The sequence below is a fragment of the Nonomuraea sp. NPDC048901 genome (assembly GCF_040649695.1).
Lineage (GTDB): Bacteria > Actinomycetota > Actinomycetes > Streptosporangiales > Streptosporangiaceae > Nonomuraea.
The window spans coordinates 226368-250354 of record NZ_JBEZFW010000009.1 but is presented as its reverse complement, the minus strand read 5'-3'; the positions used below and the strand labels follow the sequence as shown (position 1 = coordinate 250354).

Genomic DNA, 23987 nt, shown 5'->3' with positions numbered 1-23987 from the left:
CATTAAAGACAGCCGTATACATAAAAGGGCGGCATAGTGTCTTTTTGCCCTGTTTGTCATCATTGAGACAGAGCCTGTTTCGGACAGGCCAGCTCCCCGCCCAGAATCGGTCCTAATTTTCTGACCTGCCATTTTCCGAAGACGCTTCAGGACTCCTATATTCCCGCTGGTTCCATACCAGAAGTCAGGAAGCCCAGAAAATATTGCGGGTCCGGCCCGAAATATGATCGGTTACGATCGTGAGAAATTTTCTCATCGTGGGCGGCGGGGTGGCCGGCGCGAGCGCGGGATACTTCCTCGCCGAGTTCGGCACCGTGACGCTGCTGGAGATGGAGCACGCTCCCGGCTACCACGCGACCGGGCGGTCCGCCGCGCTCTTCTCGGAGTACTTCGGCAACCCGGCCGTACGAGCGCTCACCACGGCGAGCCGATCGTTCCTCACCACGCCACCGCCCGGTTTCGCCGACGGTCCGCTGCTCACCCCGCGCGGCGTGCTGACGCTGTGTCCCGTAGGCGCGGAGGAGCAGTTCGCCGAGATGCTGGCCGACGGGCTGTCGGCCCCGACCCCGGTCCGTGAGATCGACCACGATGAGGTACACCGGCTCTGCCCGATCGTGCGGTCCGGCTGGTACAGCCGCGCCATGCTGAAACCCGGGGCGATGGACATCGACGTGGACGCGCTCCACCAGGGCTTTCTCCGCGGCATGCGGGCGCGCGGCGGCCAGGTGATCACGTCGGCGCGGGTGCGGGGGCTGTCCCGGCGGGACGGGCTCTGGCACGCGGCGACCGACGCGGGCGAGTTCGCCGCGCCGATCGTGGTCAACGCGGCCGGGGCGTGGGCCGACGAGGTGGCCAGGCTCGCCGGGGTCCGGCTCATCGGCCTGCGGCCGCTACGACGCACCGCCTTCCTCACCGACCTGCCCGAAGACAACAGCCTGTCCGAAGACAACAGCCTGTCCGAAGACAACGGCCTGTCCGAAGACGCCGAGCTCCCCCAGGGCCTCAGCGCGGCCCGGTGGCCGATGGTCACCGACGTGGCGGACACCTTCTACTTCAAGCCCGAGTCGGGGCGCCTGCTCGTCTCACCCGCCGACGCGACCCCGATGCCGCCCGGTGACATCCGTCCCGACGACCTCGACGTCGCGATCGGCGTGGAGCGATTACAGCGGGCCACCACGTTGGAGATCCGCAGCGTCCGCCACGCGTGGGCCGGCCTGCGCAGCGTGGTGGCGGACGACACGCCCGTGGTCGGCGAGGCCCCGGACGCACCGGGCTTCGTCTGGCTGGCCGCGCTCGGCGGTTACGGCGTGCAGACCGCGCCCGCCGTCGGCCGGATCGCCGCCGCGGCGGCGACGCGCACCCCGCTGGACGTCGCGTACGACCACCTCTCACCGGAACGCACTCATCTGGAACGGCATGGAACGCCTACGAGTAGGGCGGCATTCCTAACGGAGAGGTGGAAATGACCGGACAGCCGACCGGCAACGACCAGGAAGGGTCCCAGGGGCAGCAATCAGCCCCTTCCGGATTATCGATCGAATCCCAGAGCTTCGCCGGCCGCGCGGTCGACTTCGGGGTGTTCCGCCCGATCTCCGCGTTGATCGAGGAGCAGACCGACCGCCATCCCGAGCGCCCTGCGGTGTCGTTCGAGGGCCGGATGCTCACCTATCGACGGCTGGACGAGCTGGTGAACGGCCTGGCGGCCACACTGACCGGGCACGGCGTGGGCAAGGGCGACGTGGTCGCGGTCCTGCTGGTCAACTCTCTGGAACTGCCCATCACATATCTGGCGCTGATGAAGCTGGGCGCGGCGTTCGTACCGCTGGACCCCTCGTGGCCGGAGGACCGGATCCGCGGCACCTTCGGGGTGCTGCCGGGCGGGCCGATCCTGTGCGCCACCGCAGACGCGCTGCCACGGGAGTTACGGCACCGCGCGGTCACCGTCGAGGTCGACCGGATCGTCCCGTCACCCCGGCGCCCGGCGGTGCCCGTGGGCCCCGATGACCTGATCTACGGCTATTTCACCTCGGGCACCACGGGCACGCCGAAGTGCGCGATGAACCGGCACGCGGGGCTGACCAACCGGTTTCGCTTCATGACGCGTTACTTCGCCGCGACGGGCGCGGACGTCGTCCTGCAGAACAGCAGGCACACCTCCGACTCCTCGCTCTGGCAGCTGTTCTGGCCGCTGACCACGGGCGGTCACACCGTGCTGCCCGTACAGGAGGAGTTCCTCAACCTGCGGCACACCATCGACCTGATCGCCGAGTACGGCATCACGACCGCGGACTTCGTCTCCAGCGTCTTCAACGCGCTGGTGGCCATCGTGGACAGCGACGAGCAGGCGCTTCGGAAGCTGTCGTCGCTGCGGCGGCTCGTCGTCGGCAGCGAGGCGGTCAATCCGCGCGCGGTGCACCGGCTGATGGCGCTGCTCCCGGGCCTCCAGGTGACCAACGGCTACGGGCCGACGGAGGCGTCCATCGGGATGGTCTTCCACCCCGTGTCCGCTGCGGATGGGGACACGATTCCGCTGGGCCGCCCGATCGACAACTGCTATGCCGTGGTGGTCGACGACGACCTGCGCCCGGTGCCGCCCGGCACCACCGGCGAGCTGGCCATCGGCGGCGAGTGCCTCGGCGAGGGGTACTTGGGCGACGCGGCGGCCACCGCCAAGGCGTTCGTCCCCAACCCGTTTCCGGAGATCATCCCCGGCCCCCGGCTCTACCTCACCGGGGATCTCGGCCATCTGGACCACGAGGGCCGATTGTTCTTCTCCGGGCGCAAGGACTTCCAGGTCAAGATCCGGGGCGTCCGGATCGAGCTGGGCGAGATCGAGGTGGCCGCCGAGAGGTGCCCCGGGGTCCGGCAGGCGGAGGTCCTGGTGGCCGAGCAGCGGGGTACGAAGGCGCTGGCGCTGTTCGCCTCCGGCACCGGTCTCACCGAGGCCACGCTCAGCGAGCACCTGCGCCGCACCCTGCCCAGGACCAGCATGCCCCGCTACTTCTTCCTGCTGCCGGAGATGCCGCTGAACGACAACGGCAAGGTCGACCGCGGCCGGCTCCAGGCGGTCCTCGACGGCAGGCTGGCCGAGGACACCGCCCGGCTGGCCGAGAGCGCGCCGACCACGAACCTGGCCGACCAGGTCCTGCGGGCGCTGCGCTCGGCGCTCGGCCGGCCCGGACTGACGGGCGACACGCACTTCGCGGAGGCGGGCGGCGACTCCATCCAGGCCCTGTCCGTCGTGCACATGATCACCGCGGAGTGCGGTGTGCGGGTCGACGTCAAGGATCTGTACGACCACCCGACCGCGAACGAGCTGACGCCCCTGATCGAGGCCCGGCGGCGCGACGGCGTGGCCATCGAGGACGAGTCCGTGCTCATGGCCCACGACTCGACGGTGCCGGAGGGCGAGCCCATCCGGCCCGCCGACAGGTCGGGCAGGCTGCGGACCGTGCTGGTCACCGGGGCGACCGGCTTCGTCGGCAGCCGCCTGGTCCATGAGCTGCTGGCCCATACCGATCTGCGGGTTCGCTGCCTCGCGCGGGCCGCCGACGACACCGGCGCGACCGCGCGGGTCGTCGGCGCGCTCCTGGAGCGGGGTCTGTGGGAGCCGCGGTTCGCCGACCGGCTGGAGGGGTACGCGGGCGACCTGGCGTTACCGGGCCTCGGGCTGACCGCCCGGACCTGGGAGCACCTGGCACGTACGTGTGACCTGGTGCTCCACAACGGCGCACTGGTGAACTTCCTGTTCGACTATCGCGCCCATCGTCAGGTCAACGTGCGCGGCACCATCGAGCTCGTACGGCTCGCGATGGCCTACCGGCCCGTGCCGGTGCACTACGTCTCGACGCTCGGGGCGCTCCAGGACGAGGCGCTGCGGCACGACGACCGCCTGCCGGAGGACTACGAACCGTCCCTCGCCAGGACGCCCGCCGGCGGGTACGGCCGGTCCAAGTGGATCGCCGAACGCTACCTCGCCGAGGCCCGGCGCCGGGGCGCGCTGGTCACCATCCTGCGGCTCGGCGAGGTGATGCCGAGCGCCGACAACGGATATCCGAATCCGGTGGCTTTCACCCATCTGCTGCTGTCGGCCTTCCTGCGGCTGGGCGTCATGCCCGAGGTCGCCACGCGCTCCGACTACACCCCGGTCGACTATGTGGCGGCCCGCGTGGCGGCGGCGGTGTGCGACGACGGCGCCTGGGGCCGTACGCTGCACGTCTTCCGCGCGGAGAGCGTCAGCTTCGACGACGTCCTTGCGCGCGCCGGCGCGGTCATCGCGCCGATCCCGTGCGGGGACTTCGTGACGCTGGTCCGCGAGGCGGGCCGGGCCACCGCCGATCGCGAGCTGGCCGCGCTCGCGTCCCTCCTGCCCGCTCCGGAGGGCACGAGCGAGGACAAGCTGAAGCGGGCCTTCGCCAGGCTGCTGACCGACAACCCCGCACTGTTCCGCAAGGACGAATGCCGCCGGCTGGAGCAGCGCTGGCAGCTCGACGACGGCGGCCTGGACGGCTCGATCACCGCGTACCACGCCCGGCTGGCGAGCGGGAGCGGGGACGGTCGCGCGGTGAAGGGCCGCCCGCTGATCACCACGCGACAGAGAGGCTAGGGATGCGACACCGCAAGATGGGGAACCTCGGCTGGGCGGTCAGCGAGGTCGGATACGGCATGTGGGGCATCGGCGGCGGCCCCGGCAACTTCACCGGCTGGGACTACGACCTCGCCCCACGCTGCCTCGACGAAGCCGTGGCGCTGGGCTGCGACTTCTTCGACACGGCCTGGGTGTACGGCCGGGGCGTCAGCGAGCAGATGCTCGGCGCGCTGCTGCGCCGCCATCCCGACCGGAAGCTGTACGTCGCCACGAAGATCCCCCCGAAGAACCGCGAATGGCCGCCGGGACCGGACGACACCCTCGACGACGCCTACCCCGCGGATCACATCAGGGAGTACACCCATCGCAGCCTCGACAACCTCGGGGTGGCGCGCATCGACCTGATGCAGTTCCACACCTGGGAGGACCGGTGGGCGGCCGACGAACGCTGGCAGGAGGCGATCACCGACCTCAAGCGTGAGGGGGTCATCGACGCGGTCGGCATCAGCGTCAACCGGTGGGAACCGGCCAACTGCTTCGCCGCGCTCGACACCGGCCTCATCGACGTCATCCAGGTGATCTACAACATCTTCGACCAGGCGCCCGAGGACGAGCTGTTCGACCGCGCGCTGCGCGACGGCATCGGGATCATCGCCCGCGTACCGTTCGACGAAGGCACCCTCACCGGCACGCTGAGCGCCGACAGCAGCTGGCCGGAGGAGGACTGGCGCAGCACGTACTTCTGCGCGGAGAACCTGGGGCCGAGCGTCGAGCGGGCCGAGCGTCTCAAGGCGGCCCTCCCCGAGGGCACCTCGCTGCCCGAGCTCGCCCTGCGGTTCATCCTCAATCACCCGGCGGTCAGCACAGTGATCCCGGGCATGCGGAAACCCGCCCACGTACGGGCGAACTTCTCGGTCAGCGACGGCCGGCCGCTCGACGACGCGCTGCTCCAGGAGCTCCGCCGGCACCGCTGGGACCGCGTCCCGGCTTGGTGGTCCGGGTGAACCCGCTGATCGTCATGTGGGCGCACTCCCGCTCGGCCTCGACGGCGTTCCTGCGCATGATGATCGAGCGCGGCGACGTGACCGTTCTGCACGAGCCGTTCCTCGCCCTGACCGAGGAGGGCGCGGTGCCGCTCCCGTCCCTGCACGGCGGCCGGGCGGTGGCGCGCTCGGAGAAGGAGCTCCTCATCGGCCTCAGGGAGCTGGCTCGCGTGCGGCCGGTGTTCGTCAAGGAGGTGCTCGACTACGACTACGGCTACCTCTTCGACCACCCCGAGGAGCTCGCCGGGATCGTCCACACCTTCATCGTCCGCGATCCCAAGCCGACCATCAGCTCGCACTACGCGATCAAACCGGCCGTGACCTGCGCGGAGATCGGCTACGAGCGGTTGTACCGGCTGTTCGAGCTGGCCTGGTCGGCGACCGGGCGCAGGCCGCTCGTCATCCGCACGGAGCGGCTGGTCGCGGAGCCGGCGAAGGTGGCCGAGGTCTTCTGCGCGTACGCCGGTCTGCCGTTCCTCGCGCACGCGCTCACCTGGGACTCCGGAGACCGGCCCGAGTGGCAGCGGACCCGACGGTGGCATCTCGACGCGATCGGCAGCGCCGGCTTCGAGGACCGCCGCAACACCTACCCGGACACCGTCGACAACCACTCCGCGCTGAAGGCCTTCTACGACCACCATCTGCCCTTCTACCAGCGGCTCATCCAGCACGACTTCTGACCGGGAGGCCCCATGTCAACGGACACCGCCCCAGCCCCCACCGCCGTGAAGCAATCTCCGGGCCAGGCGTTCGCGCGGGCGTTCGCGGCCGACCCCGGCCGCGCCGAGGTGACCTTCGACTACACCATCACCGAGGCACACGAGCCGACCAAGGACAGACCACGGCTGACCGTACGGAACCTGCTCAAGGTCCGCCCCACCGACGACATCGCCCGGTTTTGGACGGAGTCCCGGCCCACCCCGGAAGAGCAGAAGGCGGTACGCGGCTCCGACGTCCGCCGGGAGGCGGCCTTCAGGTTCGGCATGGGCGAGGCGGGGGTGCACCCGATCCGGGCGTGGGTGCAGATCCCCGATGGGCTGGCCGACGACCCGGACGCGCTGGCCACCTTCCTCGACTACCGATTACTGGTACGGCTCGCCACCGCCGAGAACCTCGCCCTGACCAACGCCCTGCTCGACCACCCGGAGATCGCCCGGCTCCCCTACGACACCGACTACGTCACCGGGGTCCTGACGGCCTGCGACGAGGTCGAGCAGTCGGGCGCCACCCCGCACGCGATGATCATCAACCCGAACGACTACTACCACCGGCTCGTCGGCCGCAACGGCCTGCTGGCCGACCTGGCGGCGGGCAACGGCATGAAGATCAGCCGCAACCGGTGGATCAGCCCGGGGTCCGCCCTCGTGGGCGACATCTCGGTGGCGGCCAGGCTGCTGGACGCCCGTCACTCGGTCATCCGGGTGGCCGAACCGCCGCCGGGCACGTTCGCCCGGCCCGGGGTGGCTGTGTGCGCGGAGGTGTACGAGGGGGTGGCGGTCCATCTGCCGGCCCTGTTCTACCTCGTCACCCCCGCCTCGTGACCATGGCCCCCTTCGTCGCACGACCGTCTCGGTTCCTGTGACGGTCCGTGGTGGCTGGGGTTTCTGGGGCGAGGTACCCCCTCCGGGGGAGCAGAAGAGGACGGTCCGTGGTGGCTGGGGTCCCTGGAGAGGGACACCCCCTCCGGGAAGCAAAAGGGTGGCCTCCTCCGAGGGAATGGAGGATAAAACCCGTAGGCGATGAATTGCGGTAAATGCCGTACGTTGAATTTCGTGCAGATCAGCAGACGAGGGCGTCCGCGGGGCGCCTGATGGAAGGCGGGCGAGCGTGACGGACACACATGAGGAATATCGGCGCAACGGCTGGTGGCGAAGCACGACTTTCCTGGACGACCTTCACCATCATGTGACGGAATTTCCCGACAAGCCGGCCCTCATCAGTCGGCGCGTCGCCGATGGCCAAACCGACGTCGTCAGCTACGCCGAGCTCGACCGGCTGACCGACCGGATCGCCCACGGCCTGATCCGGCTGGGCGTACAGCCCGGGGATTATGTCGCGATCCAATTACCCAATCGCCGGGAGATGCTGCCCCTGACGCTGGCCTGCATCAAAGTCGGCGCGCGTATCGCGCCGCAGTTCCCCATCTACCGGCATCGCGAGCTCGACTTCATGATCCGGCTGACCGAGGCGCGCGTCTTCATCACCGTGAACCGCCTCGGTGACCTGCCGACCGCCGAGACCGCGATGACGCTCGCGGGCGAGATCCCGGCCCTGGAGCACGTCGTCGTGCTCGGCGGCGACGGCCCGGCCGGGTCCATCGGATTCGAGGAGCACCTCCTCGACCCCGAACCCGGTGACCCCGCGGACCTGGCCGGGCGCGCGCTGGGTCCGGACGATCCCTTCCTCATCCTGTTCACCTCGGGGACGACCGGAGAGCCCAAAGGCGCGCTGCACAGCCAGAACACCCTGCATGCCGCCATCCGCGGCTACGGGGACGCGTACGGCCTGGACGACAGCCTGGTCATCATGACGGCGCAGACCTCCATGCACTATGTGGGCCTGGTGATGACGTACCTGCAGGCGTTGATGCTGGGCGGCACCGCGGTCACGGCCGACATCTGGAACCCCGGCGTCTACCTCGACCTCATGGCAGAGCACGGCGTCACGATGTATTACGGCACGCCGCCCTTCGCCCGGGAGATCAGCGAGGAGCAGAAGGCCAACCCGCGGAAGATCCCCACTCTGCGGATCTTCGTGTCCGGCTCGGCGCCCGTCCCGCCGCACCTGGTGGAGCAGGTGAGCGAGATCCTCGGAGTACGGGTGTACGCGCTGTGGGGCATGACCGAGAACGGCGGCGTCACCATGACCCGGCCCGAAGACCCGCCGGAGCGGGCGGGCGAGAGTGACGGCACCGTCGTCACCGGCATGCAGGTGCGCATCGTCGACGAGGAGAACCAGCCGGTCCCGGCCGGCGGGATCGGCGCGCTGCAGGTACGCGGCGCGGCCCAATGCCTCGGCTACTACCGGCGCGAGGAGATCTACGCCAACTCGCTCACGCCGGACGGCTGGTTCGACACCGGCGACCTGGCCCGCGACGACGGGTACGGCGGCGTGCGCATCTCCGGCCGGACCAAGGACGTCATCATCGCCAACATGTGCCTCAAGCTGCCGGTGAGCGACATCGAGGCGCTGCTGGGCAGGCACCCCGCCGTCCGCGACATCGCGCTCATCGGCATTCCGGATCCGAAGCTGATCGAGCTGGTGTGCGCCGTCGTGACACCGTCCGGCGAACCGCCCACGCTGGAGGATCTGCGGACGCACCTCAAGGACGCCGGCGTGAACAGCTGGTTCTGGCCCGAACGCCTCGAAGTCGTCGAGGCCATGCCACGGACCGTCACGGGCAAGATCCGAAAGGTCGAGCTCCGCGAGCGGTTCGGCGCGGCGTCCAGCTGAGGTGCGCGGATCCCGGGCGCTCCCCCTGGCGGTGCTGTGCGGGAGCGCCTTTCTCGGTGCGATCGACGTACAGCTGGCCAACATCGCCTTCCCCGACATGCTCCGCAGCTTTCCGAGCAGCGGGCTGCCCGAACTCTCGTGGGTGTTCAACGGCTACGCGATCACGTTCACGGCGGCGCTGCTGCCGGCGGGCGGTCTGGCGGACCGGTTCGGCTATCGGCGGGTGTTCCTCGCCGGGCTGACGGTGTTCGTGGTCGGCGCCGCCCTGTGCGCGGTCGCCCCCTCGGCGGGCATCCTGATCGCGGCCAGGGTGGTGCAGGGCGTGGGCGGTGGCGTGATCACCCCGCTGACGCTCGCGCTGATCCTGCCGTACTATCCGCCGGAACGGCGCGGCACGGCGATCGGTCTGTGGAGCGCGACGCAGTCGGTGGCGACCGCCTCCGGGCCGTCGCTCGGCGGTCTGCTGGTCGCCGTCTGGGACTGGCGTACGGTGTTCTTCCTCCACCTGCCGGTCGGGCTCGTCGTGCTGTTCGGCGCGTGGCGGACCCTGGCACGGACGCCGCCGTCCACCCCGTCACGGATGCCGGACCTCATCGGTCTGTTCCTGCTGGTGGCGGCCATCGGCCTGCCCTCGCTGGCCATCGTGCAGAGTGACGCGTGGGGGCCGGGCAGTCCGGGTACGATCCTCGCCCTCGTCGCCGGTGTCCTCGTCGGCGTGCTCTTCGTCCGGCGGTCGCGCTCCCACCCCGCTCCCATCGTGGACCTGAAGATCCTTCGGGCACGGGGCACCCAGCGGGCCAACCTCGCGATGTTCCTCCTCGGGCTGGTGATGTTCGCCCTTCCGCTGGCCAACATCCTGTTCCTCACCAAGATCTGGGGATATTCGGAGGCTCAGGCGGGGCTCGCCGTCACTCCCGGCGCGGTCGTACAGGTGCTCACCGCACCGCTCGCCGGACGACTGGCGGCCAAGACCGGGCACCGCAGGCTGGCGTTGGGCGGGGTGGTGCTGCTCTCGCTCGCCACCGGCTACCTTGCGGTCGCGGCCGGGGGCGGTCAGGCGTACCTCGCGGTGGTCCTGCCCGCGGTCGTCGCCACCGGGATGGGCGTCGCCGTGCTGGTCAACGCGCTCAGCGGTGCCGCCGTCGCCGAGATTCCGCCCGCCCGGCTGGCCACCGGCACCGCCATGTCCGTCACCTCGCGCGCCTGTGGGGCGGTCATCGGCGTCTCCGCGCTCGTACTGGTGCTGTCGGGGGATCGCCTCGGCTCGACCGCCGCGTACCACGGTGTCTGGGCGACCATGCTCGGGCTCTGCGCCCTCATCGCCGTCGCCGCCTCGGGGCTGCGCAGCCCCGAGGCACCCGCCACGGCGGACGCCGGTCGGCGCGAACCCGGCTCGAAGACGCCGTGACGGACGCCGTCCCTCAGGCGGGCGGCGTCCCTCAGGCGCTGTCCCTCAGGCGCTGTCCCTCAGGTGCTGGTCCTCAGGTGCCGGTCCTCAGGCGGGGACGACCTCGAAGCGGCGGTTGGTGAGGCTGGGGTTCTTGGCGCGTACGGTCTTCACCCGCTCCGCGCCGATGACCGCGGACGCCACTCCCGGAGCCTCGCCCGCCGAGGCCGCTATCTGGCCCATCGGGTCCACGACGGCGCTGTGGCCGGTGCAGGTCGGGCCGGTCTGCCCGCAGGCGATGACGTAGGCGGTGTTCTCGATCGCGCGGGCGCGGGCCAGCGTGATCCAGTGGTCCTCCTTGGCGGGCCCGGCGACCCACGCGGCGGGTACGACGAGCGCCTCGGCCCCGGCGTCGACCAGGAACCGGGCCATCTCGGGGAAGCGGAGGTCGTAGCAGGTCATGACGCCGAAGGTCAGGTCGCCCAGGGTGAAGATCAGCGGCTCGGGCTTGTGCGCCTGGACCCGGTCGGACTCGCGGTAGCCGAAGGCGTCGTAGAGGTGGACCTTGCGGTAGACGCCCACGAGGTCACCACCGGAGTCCACGGCGATCACGGTGTTACTGGGCTTACCGAACCCTCCAGCCGACGCCTCGGTCGCGCCAGGCCCTCCGGTCTGCCCCTCAGCCATGCCGGACCCTCCCGCCGGTGCCTCGGTCATGCCGGCGACGACGGCGATGCCGTGCTTCTTGGCCAGCGCGCGGATCGTGGTCGCGAAGGGGCCGTCAAGGGGTTCGGTCTCCGAGACGATGTCGGCTGTGACGTCCGAGTTGGAGTACATGGCGTTCTCCGGCAGGACGATGAGCTGGGAGCCCTGGGCCGCCGCCTGCTCGATCAGTGCGGTGGCCGCTTCCAGGTTGGCGGACTTGTCGGTGGTGGCGCCGAACTGGCCGACGGTGACGAGCATGCTGTGTCTCCTAACGATTGCGGGTGAGTTCGCGGGTCTGGTCGAGAGCGGCCCGGAAACCGGCCATGATGGCGCCGTGCTCCATGGTCAGGACGAGTTGGTCGGCGCCGTTCGCCAGCGCGAACGCCTTCTCCTCCGCCGACCACGCGGGCAGCACCCAGGGCTTGCCGGCGGCGCGGGCCGCGTCCGCCACGATCTTGAGGTCGGCGAAGTCGCCTTCCGACCGGCTGTAGGCGCCGCGCTCCCGGCGCAGGGACAGGTCACTGGGGCCGACGAAGACGCCGTCGACCGTGGGGAGCGCGAGGATGTCGGCGATCTGCTCCAGCGCACCGGCGTCCTCGATCATGGGGTAGACGCGGGTCTCGCGGTCCTGCCGGGCGGTCCACTCGTCGTCGAAGCCGCCATAGCGAGTCGTACGGCCGCCCGCGAAACTCCGGTCACCCAGCGGCGGGAACTTCCCGAACGCGCAGATGGCGGCCGCGTGCGCGACGCCCTCGATGTGGGGCACGACGACGGCGGTGGCGCCGAAGTCGAGGGCCTGCTGGATCGGGCCCCGCTCCGGCCCCAGGACCTTGGCCAGCACCTCCAGATCGAGAGCGCGCAGGAACGGGATATAGCGTTCCAGATCGGCCAGATCGAACGAGCCGTGTTCGATGTCGAGGACCACCGCCCCGTAACCCAGGTCCGCCACGATCTCGGCCGCGGCGAAGCTCGGACCGGACAGCCAGGCGGCGTATCTCCGGTCTTGCTGGTCCTGCAATGGATACTCCTAACAGAAACTGGTATACGCTGTGTATACACATGAACATGGGGGGTGGCATGGATTGGGAACCGGACAGGGTCCCGGCGACGACGGCCGGTGAGCGTGCTTACCGCTGGACGAGGGAGGCGATCCTCGGCGGCCGGTTTCCTGAGGGTTCCTTCCTGGAGGAGAAGCTGGTCTGCGACGAGGCCGGCGTGTCGCGGACTCCCGTCCGGGAGGCGTTCCACCGCCTGGCGGCCGAGAAGTACATCGACCTGCAGCCCAGGCGCGGCGCCCAGGTGCGGAGCGTCACGGCCGGCGAGCTGTTCGAGACCTACGAGATGCGGCAGGTGCTCGAGATCCACGGTTTCCGGATCCTGTGCGAGACGAAGACCGACATCCCGGCGGGCCTGTCCGCGCACCTGGACCTGATGGAGGAGCCCTCGACGCTGGCGCGGTGCCGGGCCGGCGACCGCGACGCGATCGCCGAGCACGCGAAGATGGATTTCTTCTTCCACTATTCGTTTGTGAAGGCGACAGGCAACACCGTCCTGACCGACCTGTTCACCAGCCTCCAGCCGCGCCACCAGCGGATCGGGGTCAGCGCGATCTCGCTGCGGCCCAACCGGCTGGCGGTCATCGGCCCGGAGCACCGCGCCCTGCTCGCGGCGCTGACCGAGCACGACTTCGAGGCCGCCGAACGTACGCTGCGCAACCATCTGCGCCCCGACGAGTCGGTGGTCTCCCGCCTGAAGTGAACACCCGATAGACAGCTCGATCACTTCGCCATGGCCCGCCACAGCTCGCGGCGCTCGGCCTGCTCGGCGGGATCGGGCACCGGCGCCGCCGCGACGAGCCGCTTGGTGTAGTCGGTCCGCGGCTGGTTCAGCACCTCACGAGCCGGGCCGTGCTCGACCAGCCGCCCGTGCTGCAGAACGGCGACGTCGTGCGCGAGCAGTTCGACGACGCCGAGGTCGTGGCTGATGAACAGGCAGGAGAAGCCGAGCCGGTCCTGCAGCTCCTGGAACAACCGCAGGACGGTGGCCTGCACCGAAACGTCGAGCGCCGAGGTGGGCTCGTCGGCGATGAGCAACTCGGGCTCCAGCGCCAGCGCGCGGGCGATCCCGACGCGCTGCCGCTGACCGCCCGACAGCTCATGCGGAAACCGGTCGGCCCAGCTCTTGGGCAGCTCCACCTGCTCCAGCAGGTCCAGCACCCGCTCGCGTACGGCGGCGCGACCGGCGTACCGATTGATGATCATCGGTGCCGCGATCGAGTCGCCGATCGACCGGCGCGGGTCGAGCGAGGAGCCCGGATCCTGGAAGACCATCGAGTACGTCCGGCGGAAGTCGCGCAGTTGCCCGGCCTTGAGCCCCGTCACCTCGCGCCCGCAGATCTCGATCGCGCCCGCCGAGGCCCGCGCCAGCCCGACGATCGCCCGGCCGATCGTGGACTTGCCCGAGCCGGACTCCCCCACGAGACCGAGGACCTTCCCCTTCTCGATGGCGAAGCTGACGCCGTGCACCGCTTTGAAGCCTTTGCGACCGAGCCGGCCCGGGTACTCGACCTCGAGATCGGTGACCCGCAGCGTCATGCCATCAGCGGGCTCGGCCGGGGCGCGGGCCGGTTCCGCCTGCCCGCGCCGGGGTACCGCGGCCAGCAGCTTGCGGGTGTACTCGTGGCGGGGGTCGGCGAACAGCCGGGCGACCGGCGCCTCCTCCACGACCTCGCCCTGCTTCATCACCACGACCCGGTCGGCCAGGTCGGCGACCACTCCCATGTCGTGGGTGATGACGATGACCGCCGAGCCGAGGTCCTTCTGCAGGCGGCGCAGGAGCTCCAGGATCTCCGCCTGCACGGTGACGTCGAGGGCGGTGGTCGGCTCGTCGGCGATGATGACCTCCGGCGAGCCGGAGATCGCCATGGCGATCATCGCGCGCTGCCGCTGACCGCCGGACAGCTGGTGCGGGTAGCTGTCGATCCGCGACTCCGGCTCCGGGATGCCGACCTTGCGCAGCAGTTCCAGAGTCCGCGAGCGGGCCTCGGCGACGGGCAGGCGCTCGTGGCACTGGATCGCCTCGATGATCTGCTCGCCGATGGTGTAGACGGGGTTCAGCGCGGTCATCGGCTCCTGGAAGATCATCGCGATCCGCTTGCCCCGGATGGCGCGCAGCGGCTCCTCGCCGAGGCCGATCAGCTCGGTGTCGCCGAACCGGATGCTCCCGCGGCGCCGCGCGTTCGGCGCCAGCAGCCCGAGCACCGACATCGAGCTGACGGACTTGCCCGAGCCGGACTCCCCGACCAGCGCCACCACCTCGCCCTTGGCGACCGAGAAGCTGACGTCTTTCACCGCCGTGGTCCACTCGCCCGCGATCTGGAAATCCACCGAGAGCTGCTCGACCGAGAGGATCGTGTCGGTTGTCATGTGTCTCCCCAAATGCTCATGCAGGGCTACTCGGCTTTGGTGTTGCGGTCGTACTCCTGGATGGCATTGGTGTTGCGGTCGTACTCCTGGATGTAGGCGGAGCAGAAACCGATGACCCGCTCGATCCAGATCTCGCCGATCTTGGCGTCGCCCAGGCTCACGTCGCCGGTGCAGCCGGTCTCGCTCACCTCGGAGAAGTCCCAGAAGACGGTCCCGCGTACGGTCTGGCCGGGGATCGCCGTCTCGAGGTAGCTCGTCGGCGTCCAGCCGCTGCCGGACGCCAGGCCGCCCGGGACGGCCAGCTCACTGCGCACCTGCTCGGGGAACATCGCGAGCATCGCGGAGTGCTCGGGCTCGGCGCCGTGTCCGTACGCGGTGGTGGGGTCCTCGTACACGTCGCGCATGAGCGCGTAGCCGAGCTGCCACGGGTACAGGTGCCCGATCAGCACGCCGAGGTCGCGGCGCGCGTCGAGGGCGGCGCCGGTGACGGGCCCGACGTTGCCGCCGTTGTTGTCGACGATGATGATGCGCCGGAATCCGGACTGGACCAGCGCCTCGATGATCTCGTACGTGACGTTGCGCAGGGTCGCCTGGCTCAAGGAGAGGTTGCCGGCGTAGCCGCGGAAGGTGCCGGAGTGCCCGTAGTGGAGGGCCGGGGCGACATAGCATCCGTTCTCCGCCGCCAGCTTGTCGGCGACCCATTCGGCCACGATGGAGTCCTCGTGGATGGGCAGGTGCGGGCCGTGCTGCTCGACGGCGCCGATCGGCAGCAGGATGATCGGGTCCCGTTCCGCCAGCTCCTTGACCTGGGTCCAGGAGAGCTCACCGAGCCTGTGGGTGGAAGGGAGGGTCATGTGGTGGTTCCTTTCAGTTGGTGCCAGGACTCGGTGGGTGCCACGTCTCAGCTGGTGCCTCGGCGGCGCGGGTCGAGCAGGTCGCGCAGGCCGTCCCCGAACACGTTGAGGGCGAGGACGACGAGGATGATGAGCACGGACGGGTAGATCAGCAGCGTCGGCTGGACCTCCAGGAAGTCGCGTCCCGAGCCGACCATCGTGCCCAGCGAGGGCAGCGGCGGCTGCGCGCCGAGGCCGAGGAAGCTCAGTCCGGCCTCCATCTGGATGGCGAAGCTGACCGACAGGCTGAGCTGGACGATGATGGGCGCGGCCACGTTCGGCAGGATCGTGCCGGCCAGGATGCCGGCCGGTTTCGCGCCCATGATCTTCGAGGCTTCGACGTACTCCAGGTTCCTGATGGACAGCACCTGGGTGTACACGATCCTGGTGAATCTCGGGATGTACAGGACGCCGATCACCAGGACGACGTTCACCAGGGCCGGTCCCAGGATCGCCACCACCGCGATGGCCAGCACGATCGGGGGGAAGCTCAGCAGGACGTCGATGCCGCGCATGATGATCGTCGAGACCCAGCGGCCGACGTACCCGGCCACGAGTCCGAGCGCGACGCCGATGACCGCCGCCACCAGGACCGCCGACAGGGCCACCCCGAGGGAGACCCGCAGCCCGATGAGCAGGCGGGACAGCACGTCGCGGCCGAAGTCGTCGATGCCCAGCGCCGCGCCGGAGGTCAGCGGCTTGCCGACGATGTCGCGGTAGTCGTACGGCGCGAGGAACGGGGCGAACACCGCGACCAGCGCGACCAGCAGCAGGAAGGCGCCCGCGACGGACGTCCTGCGGTTGGCCAGCAGCCGCCGCAGGAAGGTCTTCCTGTCGGCGCTCGTGATCGCCGGTGCGCCTGACAGCACAGTGGCCATGATCAGTTGTCCTCCGCCCGGGGGTCGAGTGCCCTGACGACCAGGTCTCCGACCAGGTTGACCAGGATGACGATGGTGGCCGCGGCGAGGACGACGGCCTGGATGACGGGGTAGTCGCGCTGCCCCACGGCGTTCATGAGCAGGGAGCTCATCCCCGGCCAGCCGAAGATGGTCTCCACCAGGACCGTGCTGCCGATCAGCGTCGTCAGCTCCACCGTCGTCACGGAGACCACGGACAGCATCGCCGTACGCAGGGCGTGCCGGTTGATGACGCGTTTCTCCACCAGCCCCTTGGCGCGGGCCGTACGGACATAGTCGGCGTTGAGGGTCTCCAGCATGGACGCCCTGGTCATCCGGGTGACCACGGCGCACGAGGCCGCCGTCAGCGTGACCACCGGCAGGATGAGGATGTGCAGGTGCGTGAGGGGATCTTCGAACGGTGAGGCGAAGCGCGCCGGCGGCAGGATCGGGATGAGGATGGCGAACACCAGCAGCAGCAGTGTGCCGACCACGAAGACGGGCAGGGAGATCCCGAAGATGGACCCGGCGACCAGCACGTGGTCCGACGGCTTGTCGGCGCGGGTGGCGGCCATCCGGCCTAGGACGATGCCGACCACCAGCGAGACGGCCAGCGCGATCAGGACCAGTTCCAGCGAGTTGCCGATGCGGGAGGGCAGGTCCTGCATCACCGGGCGCCCGCTGATCAGCGAGGTGCCGAGATCGCCCTGGAACAGCCGCGCCCAGAAGCCGATGAACTGCCCGAAGAAGGGTTCGTCGAGGTGCATCGCCAGCCGCGTCTGGGCGATCTGCTGCTCGGTGGCCGCCTCGCCCAGCACCGCCTTGGCGGGATCGCCCGGGATGAGGCGTACCAAGAAGAAGACGATGGTGCCGACGAGGAGCAACTGCAGGATCGCCTGCGCGAACCGCTTGGCCAGGAATCGCCTCACGCCGTCTTCTCCATCCAGGTCCGGCGCAGGGCCGTGGCGGTCCAGGCGCCCTTCGGCGGGTGCTCGTAACCCTTGACGTAGGTGTAGTGAGCCTCGCCCTGCTCGCGGCGGACGGTGTAGGTCATCGGAACCAGCTCCAGCGCCCGCTTCTCGATGTCGAGGTAGATCTCGTCGCGCAGGCTCTGCTCCGAGGTCTTGCGCCCCTGGGCGAGCAGCTCGTCGATCTTGTCGTCCGCGAAGTCGAGGTACTTGGCGAAGGTGCCCGTACTGCCGACGAAGTCGCCCAGCGACGCGGGGTCGCCGAACTTCGGCGCCGTCCCCCAGGAGTGGACGGGGAAGACCTTGTCGGTCACGCTGGCCCGGAAGGTCAGCCATTCCTGCTGCGTGAGGTTCACGTTCAGGCCGGCCGCGCGCAGGCCCGGCAGCATCGCCTGGGCGGGCCGGGCGATGACCGAATAGGAGCTGGTGGTGACCACCGGCAGGGTCAAACCCTCTTGCCCGGCCTGTTTCAGCAGGAACCTCGCCTGTTCCGGGTCGTACGGCATGGTCCCGTCGAGCCCGCGCGCGTACGGAGCGAACGTCTCCGACATCAGCGCGCCGTCCATCGGCCTGCCGTGCCCGAGCAGCGCGGTGTCCAGAACCGACTGCCGGTTGATCGACATGGCGATCGCCTTGCGGACCCGCACGTCGTCGAAGGGCCGCTTGCTGGTCACGAACCCGACGAAGCCGAAGCCGAAGGTCTTGTCCGAGGCGAACCGCAGCCGGGGGTTCTCGGAGATGACGCCGACGTGGGTGGCCGGGACATAGTCGATCATGTCCACGGTCGCCGTGCGCAGGGCCATCACGCGGGCGTAGTCGTCGCTCATCGGCTGGAAGACGATGCCGTTGAGGTACGGCAGGCCGGACTCGAAGTAGTGCTCGAACCGGACGAAGGTGGTGCTCACTCCGGGTATGCGCTCCACGAACCGGAACGGGCCGGTGCCCATGACCTGCGTCTTGGTGTTCGCCCCCGCCTCGATCCACTTCTTGGAGACGATGTTGGTGGTGGGCGCGGCCAGCGCGAACGGGAAGGCCACGTCGGGCTGCTTCAGGGTGAAGGCCACGGTCGTGGCGTCGGGCGCCTCGACGGAGGTGACCTGCGTGAGCAGCGGGCCCGACGCCGCCGCGGTCTCCTTGTCCATCATGCGGCGGAAGGAGAAGACCACGTCCTCGGCCGTCATCGGGGAGCCGTCGTGGAAGGTGACCCCTGAGCGGAGCTTGACCTTGTAGGTCAGCTCGTCCGCCCAGCCGAACTCGGTCGCGAGGTCCCCGACGATCTCTCCGGCGCCGCTGTACTGCACCAGCCCGTTGTAGGCGAGTTGCCGCAGGTAGTCGGAGGCGCTGCCGGTGCTGAGATGCGGGTCGAGGTTGGCCGGGTCCGTGGAGAGACCGAAGTACAGGATTCCGCCCCGGCTCGGGCCACCGTTACCGGCGCGGACCACCTGCATGGATTCGGGCAAGGTCGTGGGATTGCCGCAGGCCGCCAGGGTGGTGGTACCCAGCGCGGCGGCACTGCCTGCGAGAAAGGTCCGCCTGCTGATTACTGCCATGACATCTCCACCTCGTCGGCGCTTGGAGGATGCATCAGGTATGGCCCAGGTATACATGGCGTTTACCTCAAGGGTCAACGGGTTGCGGGCTAGCCGAATGTGCGGTAGGAGCTGGGCGAAAACCGATCTTCAGAAAGGCCCGGATCGCCGATGCACTCGCCCATTCCCCGCCCGGAGTACCCTCGGCCCGCCCTGATGCGTACGGACTGGCTGAACCTGAACGGCGAGTGGCAGTTCGAGATCGACGCCGGCGACTCCGGCCTCGAACGCGGACTGGTCGAACGCGAGCTGTCGGGCCGGATCACCGTCCCCTTCGCCCCGGAGAGCGAGCTGTCCGGCATCGCGAACGTCGACTTCATGGAGTCGGTCTGGTATCGACGGACGGTCCGCGTTCCCGAGGCATGGGCCGGTCGCACCGTGCTGCTGCACTTCGGCGCCGTCGACCATGACGCGACCGTCTGGGTCAACGGGCACGAGGTCGTCCGGCATCGAGGTGGTTTCACCCCGTTCACGGCCGATCTCACCGGCGTGGCCGCGCCCGGCGAGGACGCCGTGATCGTGGTCCGGGCCCGCGACAGCCGCCACAGCCTGCAGGCACGCGGCAAGCAGTCGAGGGAGTACGCCAACGCGGGCTGCCTCTACACCAGGACGACGGGGATCTGGCAGACGGTGTGGCTGGAGCCGGTCGGCGGTGTACACGCCCGCGAAGTGCGGGTCGTGCCCCAGCTGGCGTCGGCCGGCTTCGACGTCACCGTCCTGCTGCCGGCCAACCGGCCCGGCCATCGTGTCCGGCTCCGGCTCACCGAGACCTACGATCACGACACGAACGGTCCGGCCGGCGCCGTCCTGGCCGAGGCGGAGGTGCGCGCCGATCTCGACCTCTCCCCCAGGCTCACCCTGCGGCTGCCGGAAGGCTCGGTCAGGACGTGGTCTCCGTCGGATCCGCACCTGTACGGGCTGAGTGTCCAGATTCTCGACGCGGCCGGGGTCGTGGTCGACGAGGTCAGGTCGTACGCGGGGCTGCGCTCGGTCTCGATCGACGGGAACCGGTTACTGCTGAACGGCCTGCCGGCGTTCCAGCGGCTCGTACTCGACCAGGGATATTGGCCGCAGTCACTGATGACGGCCCCGAGCGACCGCGCGCTCGCCCACGACATCGAACTGGGCATCGCGGCGGGTTTCAACGGGGCCCGGCTGCACCAGAAGGTGTTCGAGGAGCGATACCTCTACCATGCGGATCGGCTGGGCTATCTGGTCTGGGGAGAGTTCGGCGACTGGGGTGTCGACACCTCCGGACCGGCCGGGGACAACCAGCGACCGACGGCCTCGATGGTGACGCAGTGGCTCGAAGCCGTGCGCCGCGACCTGAGCCATCCGTCGATCGTCGGCTGGTGCCCGCTGAACGAGACCTCGCAGATCCTGACGGACCGGATCACCCAGCTCGACGACGTGACACGGGCGATGTGGCTGGCCACGAAGCTCGCCGACCCGACGCGCCCCGTCCTGGACGTGTCGGGTTACGCGCACCGCGTCGCGGAGACCGATGTGGTGGACTCGCACGACTATGAGCAGGATCCGGCGGTCTTCGCCGCGAACCACGCCGGCCTCGCCTCCGGGCGGCCGTTCATGAACACGAGCCCGGATGGCCCGATGTCCGCTGCCTATCGGGGGCAGCCGTACTTCGTCAGTGAGTTCGGCGGCATCTGGTGGGTCGCGGGCACCGACGAGGGTGGCGATGCGCTTGACCGGTCGTGGGGGTATGGGGTTCGTCCGGCCGGGGAGGAAGAGTTCTACGTACGGTTCGGCGGCCTTGTCAGCACATTGCTCGATAATCCGGACATGTTCGGCTATTGCTATACACAGCTCACCGATGTGTTCCAGGAGCAGAACGGCATCTATACCTTTGATCGCTCCATGAAGCTCGATGTCGAAAGGATCCGCGCGATCCAGGTGCGGCCCGCCGCCTGCGAACGGCGGTGACGCGTACACGAGGCAGCCTTGGCTGAGCGGGCGGCGTTCAGTCGGAGTAGCGCCGCTGTCTCACGCTGGCGGCCAGTGCGGCGGCCCTGGCCGCCTCTGTCGGGGTGAACGGCAGAGCGGGGCGGCTGACCAGGAGCGCCCGTTCGGGATGGACGGAAATCACCAGAGTGGTGCCGGACTCGCCGCTGTCGGCGAGGGTGTCTCCGGGGCGTCGCCACTGGACGTCCGGGGCGCGCAGCAGCTCCGCCATCGCATGGGGCAGCTGCTCCGGGTCGTCGCTGACGGCATGGGCCAGGACGAGGGCCTGGACCCCGGGGTCGACCAGGTCTTTGACGTAGGCGCGGACGATGACGATGTCGAGCCCGCCGGCCTTCTCGACCGCCGACCGCAGGTCCTCCTCGCTCAGCTGCGTAGGCGCCTCGACGACGAACTCGTCCAGGGCGTCGCAGCCGGACGGAGAGATCGCGCTGCTGCCGGTCGCGGCGATGTGCAGGGCCAGCACGTTGCAGTCCAGCCTGGCGAACGCCGTGGCCAACTCCGCCAGACGGCCCGGCCGGTCGACCACCCGCGTGCGGATGCGCCACAACTTCATCGGCCGGCCTCCCTCGATATCGATCACCTCAGCGGCTTGGCGCTCGGTTCCCCATCGTTTGTGGCCTTCGCGGCCCAGGCGTTTGCGGCCGGGTCGTCGGTGGGCCAGGCGTTTGTGGACGAAGGTGAACATGATGAGCCCCGCACCGAGGGTGATCAGCACCGCGGGGCCTGGGGCGGAGTGCCCCATAAGAGTGGCGAACAGGTGGGCCAGACCGACCGCGACGAAGAGCACCGCCAGTTCTACGACCTCACGCTTCCACGAGGCGGCGGCCTGCTCAGGAGTGTGCGCCCGATCTACGTCTTTCGCATCGCTCATGCGGGCAGGATGGCAGTCCGCTGTTTCGCAACCACGCGACGTGCGGTTTCACCGACATTAACCCTCGCCAGGAGCGGCCGGGCTCGCGACACATGCCCTCAATGCGACGAGCCGGGGCTCGCACCTCTTCAGGTGCGAACCCCGGCTCGTCGTGCGTGACCAGCGTCAGGCGGGAACGATGTTCTCGGCCTGCGGGCCCTTCTGGCCCTGCGTGATGTCGAAGCTGACCTTCTGGCCTTCCTGCAGCTCGCGGAAGCCCTGGGCAGCGATGTTGGAGTAGTGGGCGAAGACGTCAGCGCCGCCGCCGTCCTGCTCGATGAAGCCGAAGCCCTTTTCAGAGTTGAACCACTTCACGGTGCCAGTCGCCATGTCGATCTCCTTTAGGATAGGCGAAATAGACAGAACCCGCAGGTCACGGGCCCCACGTCGCCGAAATGACCCATCCGGAAATGACCGGCAAACAAAATGCGCCTGAGGGCTACGTCCCGTCAGGCGCACACAAAGTTCATTTGGGTACCAGAACTGCAACTGAGACCAGCCTACCATGGCCGCCACGCCGACGTGTCGGCCCCGCGTCGGCGTGCCGCTCACGATCGGCGAGGCGCCGGAGGCGGAGAGTGGGGACAGCGGGAGCGAGACCCCCGACCCACCGGTGCGGGCGAGTCAGGGCTTCCTGGCGATGCCGCCGTACATGAGGCGCTGGCCGACACTGAGCTCCTCGGGGACGGTGTCCTCGGGACGCCACAGGGGCAGCGGGACGACGCCGGGCTCGACCAGCTCGTACCCGTCGAAGAACGAGGTGATCTCCTCGGGAGTCCGGAAGCGGCCGGTGCCGAGCAGCGCGAGGAACTTCTTCTCCGCGTCACGCGCGTCCTGGGTGGCGGAGCAGAAATGGGTGATGAAGAGGTAGCTGCCGGACGGGACCGCCGCCATGTACTCCTCGACGATGCCCTTCGGGGCCTCGCCGTCGTGCAGGTGGTGCAGGATGCCGACCAGCATCACGCCTACCGGCTGGTCCAGGTCGATGAGCCGCTGGACCGTCTCGTCGGCCAGGATCGACTTCGGCTCACGCAGGTCGGACGTGACCACCCCGGTCCGGTCGTTCTCGGCCAGGATCGCCCGTCCGTGGGCCAGCACCATCGGGTCGTTGTCGACATAGACCACGTGCGCGTCCGGGTTGGCCCGCTGCGCGACGTGATGCGTGTTCTCCACCGTCGGCAAACCGGAGCCGAGATCGATGAATTGCGTGATGCCGCGCTCGACGAGAAAGCGCACGCCCCGGCCGAGGATCTCCCTGTTGTACGTCGCCACATCGTAGATCTCTGGGACGACTTTCACGATCTCGGCGACGAACGCGCGATCGACCTCGAAGTTGTCCTTGCCGTTGAGCACGACGTCATAGGCCCTGGCGATGCTGGGCCGGGTGGTGTCAATGCCATTTGCCCATAAGTCCGACTTTTCGGTCACGGTGGACTCCTCGCGAGATCGGGAACAGTCGAAATGATCATAAGGCCGTTGAATGATCATATGCCGGGCAAGGCGGGAGGCGGGTGTTCCTGGACATGCCATTTGAGGAATGTTGGGGTGATTGATGACTTATGTCGGATCTAGTCTGAGAGGGACCTGCGCCAAATGTCGACAGGAGGAATGTCATGACAAGGTTTATGGATGTCCACCACGACATGGTGGGCATCACTGACGAGCAACTCCGTGAAGCGCACGAGGCCGACCTCGCGATCCAGAGCGAAGAGGGCGTGTCCTTCATGCAGACCTGGGCGGACCCTGAGGAGGGCGTCATCTACTGCCTGTCCGACGCACCGAGCGCGGAGGCCGTGCAACGCATTCACCAGCGGTCGGGCCACCCCGCCGACGAGATTCACCCCGTGCCGCTGGCTCTCTGACCGCTCGCCGGGGAGCCGCCTCCACCGGGCATGCACGATCGAGCCCACTGCCGGCAGAATCACCTGCAGCAACGGCGGAGATCGCGTTAATTGTCGCGGCGGACTGATCCTGCCCGTTGAAGTCGAAGCCCCGTCCACGTACGCGTACAGCCGCCGGCTTTTCGAAGCGCCCGACCTGACATCCTGTACAGCCTGCCGCCGCTCGCCCTCGGCGCGGTCGGGGAGTGGCCGGCGCGGCACCGGTACAGCGACATCTGGGACTCGTTACGGATGGAGTTCGACGTCGGC

Annotated in this window: 20 protein-coding genes; 10 read left to right on the top strand and 10 right to left on the bottom strand. The window is 69.1% G+C overall.

Annotated elements, in window-relative coordinates; all coding sequences use genetic code 11:
• The first annotated feature begins 239 nt into the window (after positions 1-239).
• The 7 genes from AB0C30_RS30965 to AB0C30_RS30935 all read left to right on the top strand — a co-directional run bounded on the left by AB0C30_RS30965 (position 240) and on the right by AB0C30_RS30935 (position 10492).
• On the top strand, positions 240-1466 hold the full coding sequence (locus tag AB0C30_RS30965) for an FAD-binding oxidoreductase (RefSeq protein WP_357951307.1): 1227 nt from the start codon (positions 240-242) through the stop codon (positions 1464-1466).
• Positions 1463-4606: an amino acid adenylation domain-containing protein gene (locus AB0C30_RS30960; protein ID WP_357951306.1), complete on the top strand. Its 3144-nt coding sequence runs from the start codon at positions 1463-1465 to the stop codon at positions 4604-4606. Before AB0C30_RS30965 ends, AB0C30_RS30960 begins: the two co-directional genes overlap by 4 nt.
• A gap of 2 nt (positions 4607-4608) precedes the next feature.
• Positions 4609-5592: an aldo/keto reductase gene (locus AB0C30_RS30955; RefSeq protein WP_357951304.1), complete on the top strand. Its 984-nt coding sequence runs from the start codon at positions 4609-4611 to the stop codon at positions 5590-5592.
• Positions 5589-6311 carry a hypothetical protein gene (locus AB0C30_RS30950; RefSeq protein WP_357951303.1) on the top strand — a complete coding sequence of 241 codons (723 nt, stop codon included), beginning with the start codon at positions 5589-5591 and terminating at the stop codon, positions 6309-6311. The genes AB0C30_RS30955 and AB0C30_RS30950 overlap by 4 nt, the downstream gene beginning before the upstream one ends.
• A 12-nt stretch (positions 6312-6323) precedes the next feature.
• On the top strand, positions 6324-7172 hold the full coding sequence (locus AB0C30_RS30945; RefSeq protein WP_357951301.1) for a family 3 encapsulin nanocompartment shell protein: 849 nt from the start codon (positions 6324-6326) through the stop codon (positions 7170-7172).
• 286 nt (positions 7173-7458) lie between these two features.
• Positions 7459-9084, top strand: a complete 1626-nt coding sequence (locus tag AB0C30_RS30940) for an AMP-binding protein (RefSeq protein ID WP_357951299.1) — start codon at positions 7459-7461, stop codon at positions 9082-9084.
• 1 nt (position 9085) lies between these two features.
• Positions 9086-10492, top strand: a complete 1407-nt coding sequence (locus tag AB0C30_RS30935) for a DHA2 family efflux MFS transporter permease subunit (RefSeq protein ID WP_357951297.1) — start codon at positions 9086-9088, stop codon at positions 10490-10492.
• A gap of 87 nt (positions 10493-10579) precedes the next feature.
• On the opposite strand, the gene AB0C30_RS30930 is transcribed toward AB0C30_RS30935, so the two are convergent.
• Together AB0C30_RS30930 and AB0C30_RS30925 are read right to left on the bottom strand one after the other, a co-directional pair.
• Positions 10580-11434 carry a carbon-nitrogen hydrolase family protein gene (locus tag AB0C30_RS30930; RefSeq protein ID WP_357951295.1) on the bottom strand — a complete coding sequence of 285 codons (855 nt, stop codon included), beginning with the start codon at positions 11432-11434 and terminating at the stop codon, positions 10580-10582.
• A gap of 10 nt (positions 11435-11444) precedes the next feature.
• A complete protein-coding gene (locus tag AB0C30_RS30925) occupies positions 11445-12194 on the bottom strand; it encodes an aldolase/citrate lyase family protein (RefSeq protein WP_357951294.1) in 750 nt (249 codons plus the stop codon).
• A 59-nt stretch (positions 12195-12253) separates the two neighbouring features.
• On the opposite strand from AB0C30_RS30925, the gene AB0C30_RS30920 reads away from it, so the two are divergent.
• Positions 12254-12934, top strand: coding sequence for a GntR family transcriptional regulator (locus tag AB0C30_RS30920; RefSeq protein ID WP_357951292.1), 681 nt, complete (start codon positions 12254-12256; stop codon positions 12932-12934).
• A 20-nt stretch (positions 12935-12954) separates the two neighbouring features.
• Here the strand turns inward: AB0C30_RS30920 and AB0C30_RS30915 are convergent, their stop codons facing one another.
• From AB0C30_RS30915 to AB0C30_RS30895, 5 genes are read right to left on the bottom strand one after another with little or no spacing between them, the layout of a single operon-like run.
• A complete protein-coding gene (locus AB0C30_RS30915; protein WP_357951290.1) occupies positions 12955-14601 on the bottom strand; it encodes an ABC transporter ATP-binding protein in 1647 nt (548 codons plus the stop codon).
• A 26-nt stretch (positions 14602-14627) separates the two neighbouring features.
• Complete coding sequence (locus tag AB0C30_RS30910; RefSeq protein WP_357951289.1) at positions 14628-15455, bottom strand: creatininase family protein; 828 nt, start codon at positions 15453-15455, stop codon at positions 14628-14630.
• Positions 15456-15502: 47 nt separating this feature from the next.
• Positions 15503-16372 (bottom strand): ABC transporter permease, encoded by an 870-nt coding sequence (locus AB0C30_RS30905; protein ID WP_357951287.1) that lies wholly within the window; start codon positions 16370-16372, stop codon positions 15503-15505.
• Between the two features lie 2 nt (positions 16373-16374).
• Positions 16375-17319: an ABC transporter permease gene (locus AB0C30_RS30900; protein WP_357951285.1), complete on the bottom strand. Its 945-nt coding sequence runs from the start codon at positions 17317-17319 to the stop codon at positions 16375-16377.
• Positions 17316-18908: an ABC transporter substrate-binding protein gene (locus AB0C30_RS30895; RefSeq protein WP_357951284.1), complete on the bottom strand. Its 1593-nt coding sequence runs from the start codon at positions 18906-18908 to the stop codon at positions 17316-17318. Before AB0C30_RS30895 ends, AB0C30_RS30900 begins: the two co-directional genes overlap by 4 nt.
• A gap of 150 nt (positions 18909-19058) precedes the next feature.
• On the opposite strand from AB0C30_RS30895, the gene AB0C30_RS30890 reads away from it, so the two are divergent.
• Positions 19059-20888, top strand: coding sequence for a sugar-binding domain-containing protein (locus AB0C30_RS30890; RefSeq protein ID WP_357951282.1), 1830 nt, complete (start codon positions 19059-19061; stop codon positions 20886-20888).
• A 37-nt stretch (positions 20889-20925) separates the two neighbouring features.
• Here AB0C30_RS30890 and AB0C30_RS30885 read toward each other — a convergent pair whose 3' ends face one another.
• The 3 genes from AB0C30_RS30885 to AB0C30_RS30875 all read right to left on the bottom strand — a co-directional run bounded on the left by AB0C30_RS30885 (position 20926) and on the right by AB0C30_RS30875 (position 23265).
• Complete coding sequence (locus tag AB0C30_RS30885; protein WP_357951281.1) at positions 20926-21798, bottom strand: ACT domain-containing protein; 873 nt, start codon at positions 21796-21798, stop codon at positions 20926-20928.
• 165 nt (positions 21799-21963) lie between these two features.
• Complete coding sequence (locus AB0C30_RS30880; RefSeq protein WP_086663560.1) at positions 21964-22167, bottom strand: cold-shock protein; 204 nt, start codon at positions 22165-22167, stop codon at positions 21964-21966.
• Between the two features lie 294 nt (positions 22168-22461).
• A complete protein-coding gene (locus tag AB0C30_RS30875; RefSeq protein WP_357951279.1) occupies positions 22462-23265 on the bottom strand; it encodes an SAM-dependent methyltransferase in 804 nt (267 codons plus the stop codon).
• Between the two features lie 185 nt (positions 23266-23450).
• Here AB0C30_RS30875 and AB0C30_RS30870 point away from each other — a divergent pair, with 185 nt between their 5' ends.
• Positions 23451-23699 (top strand): SCO4226 family nickel-binding protein, encoded by a 249-nt coding sequence (locus AB0C30_RS30870; protein WP_357951277.1) that lies wholly within the window; start codon positions 23451-23453, stop codon positions 23697-23699.
• Positions 23700-23987 lie beyond the last annotated feature (288 nt).